The organism is Plesiocystis pacifica SIR-1 (assembly GCF_000170895.1).
Classification (GTDB): domain Bacteria; phylum Myxococcota_A; class Polyangia; order Nannocystales; family Nannocystaceae; genus Plesiocystis; species Plesiocystis pacifica.
On record NZ_ABCS01000009.1, the window covers coordinates 80,163 to 97,022 of the forward strand.

Below are 16,860 nucleotides of genomic sequence, written 5' to 3' on the forward strand. Positions count from 1 at the left end.
GCTCAGTCCGCCGCCAGCCGCTTCGCCAGGGTCTCGACGAAGCGGGCCATCCACGGGTTCCAGCGCGCGACGTCTCGCTCGAACAGATCCCGCGTGATCACGCCGACCTTCGTGGGCTCGAGGGCCCGGACCGTGGCGGTCCGGCGCACGCCCGCGAAGATCGCGGTCTCGCCGAAGACCTCGCCGGCGTCCATGACCCGCAGGCGCTGCTCGCCGCCGTCGTCGCCGACGCGGGAGACCTCGCAGCTGCCGTCGATGATCACGTAGGCGGTCTCGGCCACCTCGCCCTCTTGGATGATGACCTCGCCGGGCTCGTAGGTGCGGATCGGGAACTCCCAGCCGGAGCCGCGGGAGTAGGCCTTGAGGGCGTCGGCGAGGGCCTGGGCCGAGGGGTAGCGGTCCTCGGGGTCGAAGGCCATGGCGCGCAGGATGATCGCCTCGAGGGCCGGCTCGATGCTGGGGTCGCGGACCGAGGGGGGCTGGAAGCTGCCGGCCTTGGCCCGCGAGCGCATGTTCTCCACGGAGCCGGCGCCCGAGTAGGGAGCGCAGCCGGTGGCGACGTAGTAGAGCACGCCGCCGAGCAGGAAGATGTCCGTGGCCGGGGTGACCTTGGCGCGCACGGCCTGCTCGGGGGCCATGAACGCGGGGGTGCGGACGACGATGCGCTTGCCCCCGAGCACGGCGGCCTCGCGGGAGCGTCGGGCCTCCTCGCGGGCCTTGCCGAAGGGCTGCGCGCCGCCCCAGTCCATCAGGTAGACCGCGCCGAAGCGGCCGAGCATGATGTTCTGCGGCTTGATGTCGCAGTGCACGTAGCCGATGTCGTGGGCCGCCGCGACGGCGCCGCAGATGCGGACGATGGCGTCGACGAGGTCGAGGAGCTCGGCCCGGGTGCGCTCGGCGAGGGCCGAGCGGCGGACCACGCTCGACAGCGTGTCGCCCTCGATGCGCTTCATCGTGTAGTAGACGTGGTCGTACTCGCGGACGCCGATCTCGTAGATGGGGACGACGCAGGGGTGCTCGAGGCGGGCGGTGACCCGGGCCTCGCGGATCAGCGAGGCGACCAGGGTGGGGTTCTCGCGGTGCTCGTCGGCGAGCTGCTTGAGGGCGACGGTCCGCTCGAGGCCCTGCTCGCGGGCGGCGGTCACCGAGCCCATGCCCCCGCTGCCGATCAGGTCACCGAGGCTGAGCCGACCGCTGGTCGGGAGCAGGGTGCGGATCAGATCGTCGAATTTGGGCGCACGCTCGACTCGCCGCGCCCGTGAGTCGAGCAGGGTCTCCGTGGGCTCCATGGAGTCTTCGCTGTCCGCTGCCACCGTCGCATAGTTTACGGCCCTTGGCGCCGCTTGTCGCGCCCCGTATTTGCGGCCGTTATCGCTGTCCTGGACCCAACCTGCGCCGCTTTGTGCACACCACGGCGCCGGGTGGGGGCCGAGCGAGCCACGCCCACTAGACATCCCTTGGCCCCGCTCAGGCTGCTAGTTTCGGGCGGTGAAACGCCAAAGCGTGCTGCGTAGTGCCCCTGCCCTCGGGCTCTCGATCGGTCTCGTGACCGCCCTCGCCGGGCCCGCGCGAGCGGACGAGCCGCTGCTCGAGCGCTACACCTACAGCGGCAACGCGACCTTCTTTGCGACCGGCGGCGCCCTGGCCATCGACGGGCCCGACGCGGACACGACCAACGTCGACACCCTCTTGCACCCGGGCGTCACGACGATCTCTGAGGCCGACATCCCGCCCGGCGCGATCCTGCGCCGCGCCTTCCTGTACTGGGGCGGGTCGATCCCCGACAACGAGTGCAGCGACGCGAGCAACATCGACGACGAGGTCTCGTTCACGCCGCCGGGGAGCGAGCCGATCCTGGTCGAGGCCGAGGACTGCTACTGCTCGGACTCCGGCGCGCTCAACTACGACATGCAGCTGTGCCGGGCCAACGTCACCAGCTTGCTCGGCAGCCTCACGGGGGACTACGCCGTCGACGAGTTCGACGCGCTGATCGCCAACGGCTCGACCAACACGGCCTCCTTCTCGGTCGTCCTGGTCTACAGCGACCCCGACTACCCGACCCGCCGGATCGCGCTCTACGACGGCCTGATGACGCTGTCCTCGGACAACCCCGAGCCGAGCGTGAGCGTGAGCCTGGGCAACATCGAGGTCGACGACCCGGCCGAGGGGGACCTGACCTGGTACGTGATCGAGGGCGACGAGGGCGGCTCGGGCGACGAGTCCGTCACGGTCCAGGGCATGCCTGGGGGCGCGCCGGTGCTGCTCTCGGACGGGATCAACCCCGCCGACAACCCGATGAACCACACCATCAACACCACGGACCCGCAGCAGACCGACGCGCTCGGCGTGGACATCGATCAGTTCTCGATCGACGCGGCGATCAGCCCCGGAGACGACACCGTGCTGACGACCTACAGCGCGGGCACGGACAAGTACTGGCTCGCCTACAACATCGTCGCGGTCAACGTGTTCGCGCCGGACTTCCAGTCGGAGTCGGCGAAGACCTGGACCCTGAGCGAGGACGCGGACGAGGACGGGGAGCCCTCGCCGGGCGACACGATCCGCTACACGATCAGCCTGACCAATCAAGGCAACGCGCCGGGGACGGTCGCGCTCGAGGACCCGATCCCGCCCGAGATCGAGAGCTGGGCCCTCGTGGACGCCGGGGGAGGCGTGGACGCGTCGACCGAGGACACGCTGGTCGTCGAAGACATCGCGGTCGAGGTGGGGGGCAGCACCGCGGTGGTCGTCGACATGATCCTCGCCGAGGTGCCCGACGGCACGCAGGTGGTCAACGTCGCAAACTGGGCGGCGCAGCCCGACGAGGGCGAGGGGCAGCTGTTCGCCGAGCCGGTGATCGTGGTCAACCCGACGGCCGAAGACGAGACGGGCACGGCGGAGTCGACGGAGGGCACCGAGACCGAAGAGTCGACGGAGTCCGAGGGCAGCTCGGGCGACGAGAGCGGCAGCGACGGCGAGGGGTCGAGCGGTGACGGAGCCGACGAGGTCGGCGGCGAGGCGACGGGGGCCGACGACGCCGGGGGGCTGCTCGACGACGAGGGCTGCGGGTGCTCGAGCGCCTCCGAGGGCGCGCCCCTTCGCAACGCCTTGGGGCTGTTCGCGCTCACCCTCGGGGCCGGCCTGGTCCGCCGTCGCGCGAGGGCCTAGGCGGTGATGAAATCCGCTACGACCCAGCGCTGGGCCAAGCTCGACGTCCTCGCGTGAAGGCGCGCGCGGGGTTGGGGAAGCTCCAGCGCGTGAGCACCAGGGCGAACTCGAGTCCGCGGACTGCCGCTCGCCGCCCTGAAGGTGGGCCACGGTCGGCGTGGGTGTTTCCAACCGCCTCGAGGGAGCGAAGTCGCAGGAAATACGCGTCGATCGCAACCTCGCCGACCCTCGAATCACACTAGACTACTGCGATGTTTGGAAAGTCGATCACTCTCACGGCCACCCTCTTCGTGTCCGCCTTCCTGTTCACTGCCTGCGAGGGTGGGGAGACCACCGTCGGTGAGCAGACGCAGCTTCGGGACCTCGAGTTCGTCCCCGGCATGGCCAAAGGGCCCTGCAAAAAAGCCTGCGAGATGGACGACGCGTGCGGGCTTCAGGACTTCGACTCGTGCATCGCCGAGTGCGACGTGGTCCCGCCCGATTGCATGTGGGCGGCGGCAGCGGTGCTCAACTGCAAGCGCCACCTGACCTGCGAGGAACTCGAGGAGTCCGAGCTCTACTGCGGGGATACCTACGTGGACTTTGGCGAGTGCGTCTTCGGTGCTGCGCCTGAGTAGTCGGTGAGCGCTGGGGTGGGGCTGCGATGACGCACCCTGGGCCGCGTTGGGTTTCTCCACAGGCTCCAGACGCACCCTGGGCCGCGCGCTCAAACAACCGATCGGGGCTCTAGCAGGACATCGGAGACGTCCTCACGACACCTCGCTTGGTCTTTTCGCCGAGCTCTTTGTCGCCAAAACTTGCGGTGGGATCCACCACAGCGGTGTTTTGGCTCCGCGATCTCGACGAAAATCCACGGCGCGAGGAGCCGCGATGACTTCTCCGATGCCCTACCGAGAAAGGCAGCCGCCCACGGGTTCAACGCCAGCTGAGTCCGTGGACGATGCTTTCGTGGATCATGGGTCCCGGCGCGGCCGGGGTGGGCGACTGCTACCGAGAAAGGCAGCCGCCCACGGGTTCAACGCCAGCTGAGTCCGTGGACGATGCTTTCGTGGATCATGGGTCCCGGCGCGGCCGGGGTGGGCGACTGCTAGGCGGTGAGGGCCTCCGCCGCCACGTACTCGTCGCGGGCGCCCTCGATGTCCAGGCGCGCGCGTAGGGTCTCGAGGGGCGTGTCGAAGTCTTCCTCGAGGCGTTCGGCGATGAGCAGCTTCGCCGCCTTGCCCATGGCCCAGCCGCGGCGGAAGGCCCGGAAGGCCTGGCCCAGGCGCAGGGGCGAGAAGAGGGGCGCGACGAGCAGGGCGGTGAGCGAGGCCATCTGCAGGCCGCGGCTGTAGTACTGCCCGCCGACGAAGGCCCACACGCCGACCTCCCCGGGCCAGCTCGAGTCGAAGCCCGTGAGCACGTGGACCATGTCGTGGATGATCCCGTAGCGGATCACCAGGGCGTTGCGGGCGACGATGTCCGCGGGTACCTGGTCGGAGAGCAGGAAGGGGTTGAGCCCGTTGGCCTTCAAGAAGCGGGCGTACTCCCGACCGAGGGTGCCGGCGGGGAGCTGCTCGAGGGCGTCGAGGTCGACGGGCGGCCGGTAGTCGCGGACACCGTCGAGCTGGGCCTCGACCTCGGGCCGCGCCCGCGTGCCGCCCAGCTCGCTCTTGTAGGCGGCGACGTCCCCGAGGCGGTTGGGGTCGCGCATGGCCGAACGCAGCTCTCGAAACACTTGCCAGCGATTCATGACTCTAATCGTAGATCGAGTCAGTTTTTTGGCCAGGAAAACTCGACAGCGCAAAACTTGCGCTTTTTCTGAAAATTCCGATGCTGGGACCCACTGTAGAGGGTGTAGACTCGTGCCATGAAGGCCAGTGTCTGCGGGCGAGCGGCGATTCTGACCGTTCTTGCCTGTATGGTCAGCTGCAAGGGCAACGCGCCGGGGGTTCAGTCCGAGGCGGAGCCTGCGCCACCGTGCAGCCTCAACGGCATGCTGTTTCGGGATACGCCGGACACCAACTTCGAGCGCTGTGGCTCTTCGGGGCTGCCCCTGTCCGACGCGGTGAGCCGCTGCATCCAAGAAGCGAGCGCGGCCGAAAAGCCCTTCGTGGTCGAGCTCGAGGCGAACCGACTCTCGCGTCTGAGCGGCTACCAGATCGCCATGGCCGGCGCGCACTTTGGCAAGGAGCAGCGCTACGAGGTCCGCATGTATACCGAGCTGTCCGCCTCCGAGGGCCAGCGCGAGGGGGTCGACCTGGTGCTGACCAGCCCGACCAGCGGCGTCGAGCTCATGGCCGACATCGGCTCGACGCTGACCTGCTCCCACGGCGACGCGCCGCCCCTCGGCGACTTCGAGCCCGTCGCTGGCGTGGAGCAGCACCGCTTTCACGTCGGCTCGTGCCGTGAGTGGATCGACGCCAAGGCCAACATCGCGTGGGTCTTCCACTACGATCCGGCGCACGTCCTCGACTGCCCCCAGAAGTGAGCCCAAATGTCGGGCATGATTCGGACATGAGCGACGATCTGCTCGGGCGCGTGCGCGCCATCATCGAGGCTTTGCCAGAGACCTCGGAGAAGCTCTCCCACGGCTCGCCGACCTGGTGGGGCGGGAAGCGGACCTTCGCCACCTTCCACTCGGGGTCCTACGACGAGGGCCGTCCGGGGGTGTGGATCAAGCTGCCCGAGGGCGCGCAAGAGGACCTGATCGCGACGGACCCCGATCGCTTCTATCGGCCCAAGTATCTGGGCCACAAGGGCTGGGTGGGGGTCCGCCTCGTGCCCAGGGCCAACTGGGCCGAGGTCGAGTCGCTGCTGGTCGAGGGCTACACCACGGTCGCGCCCAAGCGGGCCCTCGATCAGCTCAAGTGAGCGGCGTGACCACGGGCGCGAGGGCGAAGCTCGGCGGGCCGTCGAGCTCCACGCGGGTGACCATGCCGGGCTCGAGGGCGCTCACGCCCGCGGGGGTGCCGGTGAAGATCAAGTCGCCGACCTCGAGGGTCATGCACGCGCTGAGGTGCTCGAGGAGGGTGGGGACGTCGAAGATCATCGCGCTCGTTGGGCCGTCCTGGACGAGCTCGTCGCCGAGCAGGCCGCGGACGCGGAGCGCGTCGACGGGCGGGAGCTCGGCGGCGGGGCTGAGCCGGGCGAAGGCCGACACGGGGCCGAAGCCGTCGAAGCCCTTGGCGCGGGTCCACTGCTTGTCGCTGCGCTGGAGGTCTCGGCAGGAGATGTCGTTGCCCATGAGGTAGGCCCCGACGTGGGCCCAGGCGTCGGCGGCTGCGATTTGGCGGGCGCGTCGGCCGATGACGAGGACCAGCTCGGCCTCCATGTCGATGCGCGCGTAGCCGCGGGGCAGCGACAGCGGCTGGCCGGAGGCGAGCAGGCACGAGGGCGGCTTGAAGAAGCTCAGCGGCGAGCTGGGCACCTCGTTGCCGAGCTCCTTGGCGTGGGCGGCGTAGTTGCGACCGATCGCCAACACCTTGGTCGGGGCCAGGGGCGGGGCGAGCACGGCCTGGTCTTCGAACAGGGTCTGCGCGGGGCCGAGGGCTTGGGCCTCGGCGACGGCCGCGTGCAGATCGGCGCCCTCGCTCGACGCGCGCAGGGCCTGGACCACGTCGGCGATCGGCTCCCACTCCTGGTTGGGCCCCGGGACCTCGCCCGCCGTGGCGCAGCGCAGGGTCGTGGCCGCGAAGGGGGTCTGGTCGGGCGCGTGGGTCCGCGCCAACCACAGCGTGGTCGGAGTCGCCAGTGCTGGCATCCGCTGCGAGTAGCATCGGCCATGACGACCCGCAAGACGGGGGAGATGTCGGGGAGAGCGGTTGCGAGGATGGGACCCCGCGCGGCGTCCATGGTCCGAGACGCCGCGCGGGAGGATGAACGGGTTTGCTTGGATGGAGGGATGAACGCCGAGGCGCCCTTCACTGGAGTAGTACCCGCGGACCCGCGAATGGATTAAGGGTTTGCGAGATTTTTTGCCTCACCTCCTCAAAACAGCAGGGCGTCAGCCATGATCTCGACCAGCGCCGGCCCCTCGTGGGCGAGGGCGCGCTCGAGGGCCGCGTCGAGCTCGTCGAGGGTCTCGACGCGGATCCCGAGGCCGCCGCAGTTGTCGGCGAAGCGCGCGAAGTTGGGGTTGTGCAGCCCGGTCTGCCACACGTCCCAGCCGCCCACGCGCTGCTCCTTGCTGATCTTGCCCAGCTCGCCGTTGTTGAGCAGGACGTGGGTGATGTTCATGCCGTACTTGGCCCAGGTGGTGAAGTCGGCGAGGTACTGGCCCAGGCCGCCGTCGCCGGACACGGAGATGACCTTGCGGCCCTTGAAGGCCGGATCGTCCTCTTGGGTCGCGACCCAGGCGCCCATGGCCGCGGGCAGGCTAAAGCCGATGCTGCCCAGGTAGCCCGACATCAAGATGGTGTGCTCGCGGGCCTCGAAGTAGCGGCCGAAGGAGTAGGTGTTGTTGCCGACGTCGACGGCGATGATGGCGTCGCTAGGGGCCTTGCGCCCGAGGGCGTCGAAGATCGCCGCGCTGTTGATGCCCTTGCCCATGTCGTCGTCGAGGCGGCTGCGCTTCTCCTCGCGCCAGATCGCCCAGCGCGACGCGACCTCCTCGCGCTGGTCGATGAAGGCGAGCTTGGCCGCGCGCAGGCGCTCGCGCAGGAGCCCGACGGTCACGCCGATCTCCCCGAGCACCGGGACGTCGACGGCGTGGCGCCGGCCGAGGGCCTCGGCCTCGAAGTCGACCTGGACGATGGGCTTGTAGCTGGTGATGCCGGTGTGGTTGGAGAAGCTCGAGCCGAGCACGAGCAGGCGGTCGGACTCGTTCATGAACCAGCTGGCGACGGGGGTGCCGCTGCGCCCGAGTACGCCACAGCCGAGGGGGTGGGCGTCGGAGATCTGGCCCTTGGCCTTGAAGGTGGTGACCACCGGGATGTTGAATTCTTCGGCCAGCGCGACGATCTCGGCCATGGCGAAGCGGGCCCCGTGCCCGACGATGATGACCGGGCGCTCGGCGGCCTCGAGGGCCTCGACGGCGGCGTCGAGCGAGGCCGGCGAGGGGGCGGTGTGCAGGTCGGGCATGCGGCCCTCGGGCGTGCCCGCGGCGGCGTCGGGGGCCGGGAGGGTCTGGACCTCGTCGGGGAACACCAGGTGCGAGACGCCGCGGCCGAGGATGGCGCGCTTGCACGCGAGGTTGGCGAGCTCGGCGAAGTGGGAGTCGTGGAGCACGCTGGCCGAGAACTGGGCGACCCCGCCGTAGGCCGCCTCGAGGTCGATCTCCTGGAAGGCGCCGCGGCCGAGGACCTGGCTCTGGACCTGCCCGGTCAAGGCGATGGCCGGGGCCCGGTCGACGTTGGCGTCCCACAGCCCGGTGAGCAAGTTGGTGGCCCCGGGCCCGGCGATGGCCAGGCAGGCGGCGGGGCGCCCGGTCAGCTTGCCGTAGGCCGAGACGGCGAAGGCCGCCGCGCCCTCGTGGCGGATGCCGACGTAGCCCAGCTCGCCGGTCTCCGTGCGCCGGCGCAGGGCGTCGGCGAGGCCGAGGTTGGAGTGGCCGACCATGCCGAACACCCAGCGCACGCCCCAGTTGGTCAGGGTCTCGGCGATCACGTCGGAGGCGTCGCGCGCGTGGGGGTCTTCGGGGGCCACGCCGACGTAGACCCCGTCCTCGCGGACCTCGACGGGGAAGGTCTCGAGGCCGTCGTCGTGGCCGTCGGGGGACTGGCCGGTGCGCGGGTGGAAGTCCCAGCCGTGCCACGGGCAGCGCAGCCAGCCGTTCTCGATGGAGCCCTCGCCCAGCGGCCCGCCCTGGTGGGGGCAGGCGTTGGTCAGCGCCGAGTAGCAGCCCTCGTGGCGGGTCAGGCACACCCCGCGGTGGCCCGCGTTCACGCTCTTGACCCGGCCCTCGCCCAGCTCTTCGATCTCGGCGGCCTTGTACCAGACCAGCTTGGGGCTGCGCCTGGGCGCCGCGCCGACGCCCAGCAAGGTCCGCGAGATGCCGCTGGCCTGGACGAAGAAGCTCTCGAGGCGCTGGGCTTGGCCCTCGGCTCCGCCCGCGAGCAGCTCGCTGCCGGTGAGCACCGCGGCGAAGAAGCCCTCGGTGTGCCAGCGCCCGAAGGTCAGCGCGGGCGCCTCCTCGCGGCTGGGCGGGTAGGGGTAGGGGCTGACGTAGGCGTAGGGCTCGGGGTAGCTGCCGTCGCCCATACTCACGCCGACGTTGACCGACTTGGCCTTCTCGGCGTCGGCGTGGGGGACCAGGGTGGTCAGCGTGGCCATGTCGAAGTGGTGCGGCCACAGGCGCACCTCCGAGGCCTGCTCGTCGCCCCGGGCGAAGCGCTCGAGCAGGTCGTGGCTGTTGGCCATCCACCGCGCCAGGGCGCCGAGGGCTTCATCGAGGCCCTCGGTGTCGAAGGCGGCCCCGTCTCGCACGGGGTGCGCCGGCATGGCGTAGTCGGGCAGGGGCAGCTCGCCCACGTCCTTGCCAAGGGCCTCGTTCAACGCGGCGCGCAGCAGGGCGTGGGCCTCGCTCAGCGTGCGCCCGTGCAGGCTCAGGGTAGCGAGGCCCTCGGGCGTGTCCTGGCCGCGGAGCACGAGCAGGGTCATGTCGGCCACGCGCAGGCCCACGCGGGTGCCGAGATCATCGAGGGCGCGGCCGGTCACGGCCTGGGTCGCGTGCTCCCAGCCGAGGTTGGTGTGGCCAAAGTCGGCCTTGGCGGGGACGAGGTGGGTGCCGACGGCGGCGATGATCTGGCTGGCCCAGTGCGCCGCGAGGCGGGCCTGGGTCAGGGAGGTGGGGTCGACGGTGAGCGTGGTCCACATGGTGCTTGGTCCTGGAAGAGCGCGGATTCAGAGCGGGACGACGCCGGCGTAGGGCACCCCGGTGAGGTAGGCGAGGTCGCGGTCGTAGGTGGTCAGGTCGTCGAGGCAGAACTGGTCGAGGTGCGCGTGGCCGCAGGCGCGGGCCAGGACCTTCATCAGGTTGACCGTGGTCAGGAAAAAATTGGTCAGCTGCTGCGCCGATTTGTCGACGATGAGTCGGGAGCGCAGGCCGGGTTTTTGGGTGGCGATGCCGACCGGGCAGTTGTTGGTGTGGCAGGCCCGCATGCCCAGGCAGCCGATGGCCTGCATGGCCGCGTTGGACACGGCGACGGCGTCGGCCCCGAGGGCCATGGCCTTGACGAAGTCCGACTCGGTCCGCAGGCCGCCGGTGATGATCAGCGTGACGTCCCGGCGCCCGCGGGCGTCGAGGTGCCGCCGGGCCCGGGCCAGGGCGATCATCGTGGGCACCGAGATGTTGTTCTTGAACACCTCCGGGGCCGCCCCGGTCCCGCCCCCGCGGCCGTCGAGGATGATGTAGTCGGCGCTCGCGGCCAGGGCGAAGTCGACGTCGGCCTCGATGTGCTGGGCGCTGAGCTTGAAGCCGATGGGGATGCCCCCGGACACCTCGCGGACCTCGTCGGCGACGCGCTGGAAGTCCGCGGGGGTGTCGAGGTCGGAGAAGGTCGAGGGGCTGATCGCGGGGGTGCCCTCGGCGAGCTCGCGGACCTTGGCGATCTTGCCCTTGACCTTCTCGCCGGGCAGGTGCCCGCCGGTGCCGGTCTTGGCCCCCTGGCCGGCCTTGAAGTGGAAGGCCTGGACCTGTTTGACCTTGTCGATGCTCCACCCGAACTTGGCCGAGGCGAGCTCGTAGAAGTAGCGCGAGTTGGCGGCTTGTTCTTCGGGCAGCATCCCGCCCTCGCCGGAGCAGATGCCCGTGCCCGCGCCCTCGGCCCCCTTGGCGAGGGCGACCTTGGCCTCCTCGCTGAGCGCCCCGAAGCTCATGTCGCTGACGAAGATGGGGATGGCGAGGGTCAGGGGCTTGGCCGCGTTGGGCCCGATGACGATCTCGGTGCCGACCGGATCGTGGTCGAGCTTGGGCTTGCGCGCGAGCTGGGCCGTGAGCAGCTGCAGCGACTCCCAGCGCGGGAGCTCGGTGAGCGGCACGCCCATGGACGAGACCGGGCCGTGGTGGCCGGCCTCGTCGGGCCCGAGCACGGCGAGTCGCCGGGTGCGGATGTTGTAGGGCTCCTCGGGGCCGCCGTGGTGGTCCTCGTAGAGGCCGAGGTAGGCGTCGCGCTCGTAGGGCTGGGGGTGGTCGACCTCCCAGGCCGCGACCTCGGCCTCGTCGACGAGCACGCCGTCGTCCTCGACCCACGCGTCAAAGCGCCGCAGCGCCTCTTCGTTGTTGTAGGCGCTCACGCCCGTGTCGTAGCGGTAGTCCCAGCCGTGCAGGCCGCAGATCAGGTTGGGCCCGTCGACGTGCCCGTCGGACAATAGGGCGCCGCGGTGGAGGCAGCGGCCGTAGAGCACCGAGACCGCGCCGTCGTGGCGGATGACGACGAGGTCGACCTTGGCGACGAGGGCGTAGGCGGGGGTGCGATCTTCGAGCTCGGAGAAGGTGGCGATCTTGACGGGGCGCTTGGTGGTCATGGACGGGGATTCGCGTGGTCAGCGGGAGGGGAGGGGCCTCCCAGTCTAGGGCGGCGAGGACTCGCGGACGTTGCAGCCGCGAGTCATCGCCCCCAGGAGATTGGTTGGGGCGACAAAAGGTTACGGCCGCGCTCGTCGAGCGCGGGGACCTCGGATCAGGGCGTGGCCCTTGGGACAGTCCGCCGGGGCGAAAGGCCGCCGTAACGTCCATCCGTCGCCGTCGAAGGAGGGGAGGCACGGCTCGTTCCGTGACCTCCGCGGCCGGAGCCACGCTCGGAGGGTCGTCCAGAACGAGTTCTGTGCCCCTTTGTCTACGGCTCAATCGTCGCGCTGCTCGACCGCGGCGTCGTCAGCCGTGTCCACGCGGTTGCGCTCGAAGAGCTCGAGCAGGGCCTCGCGCAGGGGCCCGGCGCCGCCGCGGCGCAGGAGTCGATCGAAGCGCTTGTTGTCCGCGTAGATCTCCCGGCCGTGGGCGCGCAGGGCCTCGAGCTCGAGCCCGCCCAGCGGCGGTGCTTGGAGCAGCTCGAGGTTCTGGGCGAGCTGGCGGTGGCGCTGCGGGGCGCTGATGCACGCGCTCACGCCGGGCTGGCCCAGGGAGTAGCGGTAGCAGTCGAGGGCCGCGGGCCCGCTCGGGAACACCGAGGAGGGCCGGAGCATGCGGCCGTAGCACAGGCACGAGAACGCCAGCAGGCCCACCCCAGCGGCCGCGGCCGCGGGGAAGAGCTCGAGCTCGGCGCCCGTGTGGGCGGCGCTGTGGCGGGTCATGATCACGGGCCAGTCACCGGTCTCGACGGCCGCGCAGGCGATGGCGCGGTCGTGGGTGGAGAAGCCGAAGCTGCGGATCTTGCCCTGGGCCTGGAGCGCGCGCAGGCAGTCGCGGGCGGCGGGGCTCAGGCGGGCGGGGGAGCGGACCCAGTAGAGCAGGAAGAGGTCGATGTGGTCCCGAGACAGGCGGCGCAGGGCGGTCTCGAGGTCTGCGACGATGCTCGCCGGGTCGGCGTGGAAGCTGCCGGCGATGACCTGGACATCGCGGCGCCTGGGCTGGCGGAGGAAGCGGGTCGCGCTGGCGTAGCGGGGCTCCCAAAACAGGGTGTCGACGCCGCGCTCGACGGCGTGGGCGAGGGACGAGGGGGTCGGGGCGAAGGCGCCGGAGACCACCAGGGGGGCGAGCTCGATGCCGGTGCGGCCGAGGGGGCGACGGGTGACCCCGGGGCCGAGGTGGGGGCGCGGGCGCGGCTCGACCGGGGCGTGGCTCAGCTCGACGCGGGCTTGGGCGGCCGACTCGAGGGCGGACGCGCTGGGCTCGGCGCCGAGGGCGACGGCGAGCTCGTCGAGGTGCGCGGCGACGCGCGGACCTTCGGAAGGCGCGTCGCGGATGCGGGCGAGCACCGCTTCGGGAACGCTCGAGTCCGTCGCGCTCAGGGCCGTCGAGACCCGCCGCGACCACGCGGCGATGCGCAGGTCTTCGTCGCTGCTGCGGGTGAGCAGCGCGTCGAGGGCCGCGTCGAGCCCCGGGGTGCGATCGAGGCTGGCGGTCGCGCTGAGTCGGACCATGGCGGCGCCGTCTCGGGTCGCGCGCAGGAGCAGGGAGAGGAGGGCCTCGGACTCGGCCGCGCGGGCGTCGACGAGCTCGGACGCGCGGGCGCGGATCCACGGATCGGCGTCGGCGAACAGGCGCGGGGCGAGGGCGACGACGCGCTCGAGGGCGAGGGTCTCGCGGTGACGCACGAGCAGGCGCGCGGCGCCTCGGCGGACGCCCGGATCGGCTTCGGTCTCAACCTCAGCCTCGAACAGCGCCTGCGCGCTGGCGAGGTCGAGCTGCACGGCGCGGACCCAGGGGTCCGGGTCTGGCTGGTGAGCTCCGGCGTCGCGCGAGGCGTGGGCCAGGGCGCGCACGCGGGCGTCGGGATCCTCGAGGGCGACCTCGAGGCAGGCCTCTGGCAGCCCGGCGGCGACCAGTCGAGCGCGGACGGTCGCGCCGAGCTGGGCGAAGGTCGCCGGCTCGAGGGGCGGCGGCTCGAGCTCGGGGAAGGTCGCGGTGCCCGGGCCGTAGACGGCCAGCGCCGCCGCGTCGCGGACGAGGTCGCTGGGGTCTCGAAGGGCCCGGCGCACGGCCTCGCGCAGGCTCTTCGAAGTCTCGCTCGTCGCCCGCTCGCGTCGCACGACTTGCCCGAGGCAGGCGATCGCGGCCGCGCGCACCTGCGGGTGGCGGTGGGCGCTGAGCTCGAGCACGCGCCCGTGCAGGTCCTCGGCCGGGTGCGCGGCGATCCACGAGCAGGCCCAGCCCAGCGCGACGACGCGATCGTCGTCGAGCTCGAGCACGGCGAGCACCAGGGGCCGGGCGCGGTGTCCCAGGCGCCCGAGCAGGCGGCGGACCTCGCCCGGCGCGTTGGGGACCCGCGGGTCTTCGAGCCACGCCAGGGCCGGCAGCAACGCCCGGGGATCGTCGAGCTGGGCGAGGCGCCGAGCGGCCTCGTCGCGCAGGGGCACGTGGGACTCGGCGAGCAGGGGGATCAGCGCGGCGGGCTCGAGCTCGGGGGCGCCGGCGCGCTCGCAAGCCTGTAGCCGCGCCGTGACCACGGCCGGGTCGGGGTCGCTGAGCTCGAGGCCCGCGCCCGGATCGGGGATGGTGCCGAGGAGTTGGGCGAGGCGCGAGCGCTGCTCGCCGAGCTCGGGGTCGCCGAGCGCCGCCTCTTCGCCGGCCCACTCGAGGGCGAGGTAGCGCAGCGCGGCCCGAGGCGCCTCGTCGAGGTCGCGGCCGGCCTCGAGGATGCGCGACCGGAGCGCGCCGCGTTGGTCCTCGGGGTTGCGCGAGACCACGAAGCCGAGGGCCTGGACCACGCCGTGGCGGACGCGCCAAAAGGGGTCGTCCAGTCCGGCGATGAGCCCCGGGATGGCGTCGGGTCCCGAGACCCCGGCGAGGGCCCGGGCCGCGGCTCGACGCACGCGCCACGCCGGGTCCTGGGTGACCATCTGGCGCAGCCGCGCCTCGAGGGCGGCGTCTCGACCGGCGTGGCGCAGGGCGACGCGGCAGGCGATCACGCGCACGCTCAGCAAGGGGTCGCCGAGGGCCTCGACGATCCACCGGTTGGCCTCGGCGCGCGTGGGCCTGCGCTCGCCTGCGTCGTCGAAGGACGCCCGGGCAGCCCGGGCCAGCCGCTCGGCCGCGGCCGCGCGCACGGGCCCGTGGCGATCGTCGAGCAGGCGCTCGCGCAGGGCGTAGAGGCCGGTCGTGTCGAGGGGCACCGCGTCCACGGCGTAGCGGCGCAGGACCGGGTCGGGATCGAGGAGATCGATGAGCGCGTCCCCGCACCCGCGCTCGATGGGGCTGCGGCGGCTCATCGCTGGCCTCCCGCGGGCGCGCTGCTCAGCCGCTTGGCCAGGCGCGAGCGGATCGCGTGGCGCAGGCCCGGGTCATCGGCCATGGCCCGCGGTGTCCAGTAGTAGAGCACCCGGCCGTTGGCGACGACGAAGCGGCGCACGAAGGCCTCGGTCTCGTCGGAGTCGGGCAGCTTCGCGGTGGCCTCGGCCAGCTCGGGCTGGAGGTAGCGCTTGGCCAGGGAGGGCAGGGTCGGGCCGTCGTGGGCGGTGAGGTTGACGAGGCGCTCGCTGAGCACGGCGACGGCCTCGGCGTGGCGGCCGGCGTGGGTCAGCGCCATCGCGGCGCGTTCGCGCAGGGCCTCGTCGTCGGGGTTGTCGGCGAGCTGAGCCAGCAGCGCGCTCGGCTGCTCCGCCGCTGTCTTCGAATTCTGCGTGCCCGCCTCGCCCATGGCGCCATCATACCCAACTCATCGCGTCGATGGAGCGCTGAGAATGGATCTGGTCCTGTCGACGCCAGCGAGAGGCGCCGATACACTCGGCGCGTGCTCACCTCTCTCCACACCCGCGGCGTGGGACCTATCGCCGAGATGACGCTCGAGTTTGGGCCGCGGCTCAACGTGCTCACGGGGGACAACGGCTTGGGCAAGACCTTCGTGCTCGACCTGATCTGGTGGGTGCTGACGGGGAGCTGGGCAGGGCCCATCGCGTTGCCCGGCAACAAGAGCGCGAGCTTGAGCTATCGGACGGTAGAGGCGGCGGGTCGGCGGTCGAGCGGACAGGCGAGCGCCGTGGCCGTCGCCCCAGCGCTCGATTTTGGCGTCTACGACGACGCCCTCCACTACGACTCGAAGTTTGACGCGGGTGAGCAGCGGTGGCGCTGGGACTCTGTCCGGGGCCGCGCCCCCTTGGGCTCGGTCGTGTACATCGGGGCGGATCGGCGGGCCAGCTTCGTCCACGGACGCAATCGCTTTCCCAGCTCGTTCCCCGAATCTGCTCGTCCCGAAGGGGATGCGTTTCGTTTCGTCGGCAGGGAGTTGTGGGATGGGAAGAGCGGTCCTTCGAGTCAATTTTTGTGCAATGGCCTGATTCGGGATCTCGCGGCGTGGCAACGCTTGCGCCCCGACCCTGATGGGCCGGACCCCTTCGAGATCTTTTCGGCGGTGCTGCGGGTCTTGTCTGCACCCGACACGACTCCGCTCGAGCTCGGCAAGGCGCGGAGGGTCTTTCTCGACGATTCCCGAGAGATTCCGACCCTGGTCACGCCCTGGGAAGCCGAGCCAGTGCCCATCACCCTCGCGGCGGCTGGGGTTCGACGGATCCTCGAGCTGAGCTACTTGCTGGTGTGGACCTGGCTCGAGCGCCTCGAGTACGAGAAGATCACGGGGCAAGAGCCTTCGAGGCTGTTGTTCGTGCTCGTCGACGAGCCAGAGCAACACCTCCATCCGCGCTGGCAACGAGCGATCTTGCCGGCCCTCGAGGCTGTCGCCAAGGAGCTCGATCCGCACCTGCAGGTGCAGATGTTCGTCACGACGCACTCGCCGTTGGTGCTGGCGTCGGGGGAGACCCTGGTCGAGCCCGCCAAGGATCGCTTGTTTCACTTCGGTGTTGACGCCGGAGCGCCAGAGCTCGAAGAGCTCGAGTGGGTCAAGCAAGGAGACGCCGTGGGCTGGCTGACTTCGGAGGTGTTTGGCCTCGACAGCGGCGGATCCCGCGAGGCCGAGCGCGCGATGCGGCACGCGAAGATGTTCATGAACGGGCGCCTCGAACAGCTACCGGTAGAGCTTCGGAGCGCCAACGCCATCGACGCAGAGCTTCGGCGAGTGTTGGCGCCGAGTGACCCGTTTTGGGTGCAGTGGTTTGTGCACGATGACGAGGCGCCGGAGTGATCCCGGTCGAGCGACAGCTCGAACCGCCGAGCTTCGAGGC

The 16,860-nt window shown here is 71.1% G+C and carries 12 protein-coding genes; 5 read left to right on the forward strand and 7 right to left on the reverse strand.

Annotation, left to right across the window (positions count from 1 at the left end; all coding sequences use genetic code 11):
• Positions 1–2: 2 nt before the first annotated feature.
• Positions 3–1,313, reverse strand: coding sequence for a protein kinase domain-containing protein (locus PPSIR1_RS06630; protein WP_198154473.1), 1,311 nt, complete (start codon positions 1,311–1,313; stop codon positions 3–5).
• Between the two features lie 175 nt (positions 1,314–1,488).
• On the opposite strand from PPSIR1_RS06630, the gene PPSIR1_RS06635 reads away from it, so the two are divergent.
• Positions 1,489–3,168 (forward strand): MYXO-CTERM sorting domain-containing protein, encoded by a 1,680-nt coding sequence (locus PPSIR1_RS06635; RefSeq protein ID WP_157595260.1) that lies wholly within the window; start codon positions 1,489–1,491, stop codon positions 3,166–3,168.
• A gap of 251 nt (positions 3,169–3,419) precedes the next feature.
• Positions 3,420–3,785 carry a hypothetical protein gene (locus PPSIR1_RS06640; RefSeq protein WP_006970234.1) on the forward strand — a complete coding sequence of 122 codons (366 nt, stop codon included), beginning with the start codon at positions 3,420–3,422 and terminating at the stop codon, positions 3,783–3,785.
• A gap of 470 nt (positions 3,786–4,255) precedes the next feature.
• Here PPSIR1_RS06640 and PPSIR1_RS06645 read toward each other — a convergent pair whose 3' ends face one another.
• A complete protein-coding gene (locus PPSIR1_RS06645) occupies positions 4,256–4,900 on the reverse strand; it encodes a Coq4 family protein (RefSeq protein WP_006970235.1) in 645 nt (214 codons plus the stop codon).
• A gap of 168 nt (positions 4,901–5,068) precedes the next feature.
• On the opposite strand from PPSIR1_RS06645, the gene PPSIR1_RS06650 reads away from it, so the two are divergent.
• A complete protein-coding gene (locus PPSIR1_RS06650; protein ID WP_006970236.1) occupies positions 5,069–5,638 on the forward strand; it encodes a hypothetical protein in 570 nt (189 codons plus the stop codon).
• A gap of 26 nt (positions 5,639–5,664) precedes the next feature.
• Positions 5,665–6,021: an MmcQ/YjbR family DNA-binding protein gene (locus tag PPSIR1_RS06655; protein ID WP_006970237.1), complete on the forward strand. Its 357-nt coding sequence runs from the start codon at positions 5,665–5,667 to the stop codon at positions 6,019–6,021.
• On the opposite strand, the gene PPSIR1_RS06660 is transcribed toward PPSIR1_RS06655, so the two are convergent.
• From PPSIR1_RS06660 to PPSIR1_RS06680, 5 genes are all read right to left on the reverse strand, one after another.
• On the reverse strand, positions 6,014–6,910 hold the full coding sequence (locus PPSIR1_RS06660) for a fumarylacetoacetate hydrolase family protein (RefSeq protein ID WP_086001070.1): 897 nt from the start codon (positions 6,908–6,910) through the stop codon (positions 6,014–6,016). The two genes, PPSIR1_RS06655 and PPSIR1_RS06660, sit on opposite strands and share 8 nt — an antisense overlap.
• A gap of 227 nt (positions 6,911–7,137) precedes the next feature.
• The gene (locus PPSIR1_RS06665) at positions 7,138–9,090 is read right to left on the reverse strand and encodes a thiamine pyrophosphate-dependent enzyme (RefSeq protein WP_045115521.1); all 1,953 of its coding nucleotides are present in this window, start codon (positions 9,088–9,090) and stop codon (positions 7,138–7,140) included.
• 900 nt (positions 9,091–9,990) lie between these two features.
• On the reverse strand, positions 9,991–11,613 hold the full coding sequence (locus PPSIR1_RS06670; protein WP_006970240.1) for a glutamate synthase-related protein: 1,623 nt from the start codon (positions 11,611–11,613) through the stop codon (positions 9,991–9,993).
• A gap of 318 nt (positions 11,614–11,931) precedes the next feature.
• A complete protein-coding gene (locus tag PPSIR1_RS06675; RefSeq protein ID WP_006970241.1) occupies positions 11,932–14,955 on the reverse strand; it encodes an aldo/keto reductase in 3,024 nt (1,007 codons plus the stop codon).
• On the reverse strand, positions 14,952–15,383 hold the full coding sequence (locus PPSIR1_RS06680; protein ID WP_006970242.1) for a hypothetical protein: 432 nt from the start codon (positions 15,381–15,383) through the stop codon (positions 14,952–14,954). Before PPSIR1_RS06680 ends, PPSIR1_RS06675 begins: the two co-directional genes overlap by 4 nt.
• Before the next feature lie 93 nt (positions 15,384–15,476).
• On the opposite strand from PPSIR1_RS06680, the gene PPSIR1_RS06685 reads away from it, so the two are divergent.
• A complete protein-coding gene (locus PPSIR1_RS06685; RefSeq protein WP_006970243.1) occupies positions 15,477–16,820 on the forward strand; it encodes an AAA family ATPase in 1,344 nt (447 codons plus the stop codon).
• The last annotated feature ends 40 nt before the right edge of the window (positions 16,821–16,860 follow it).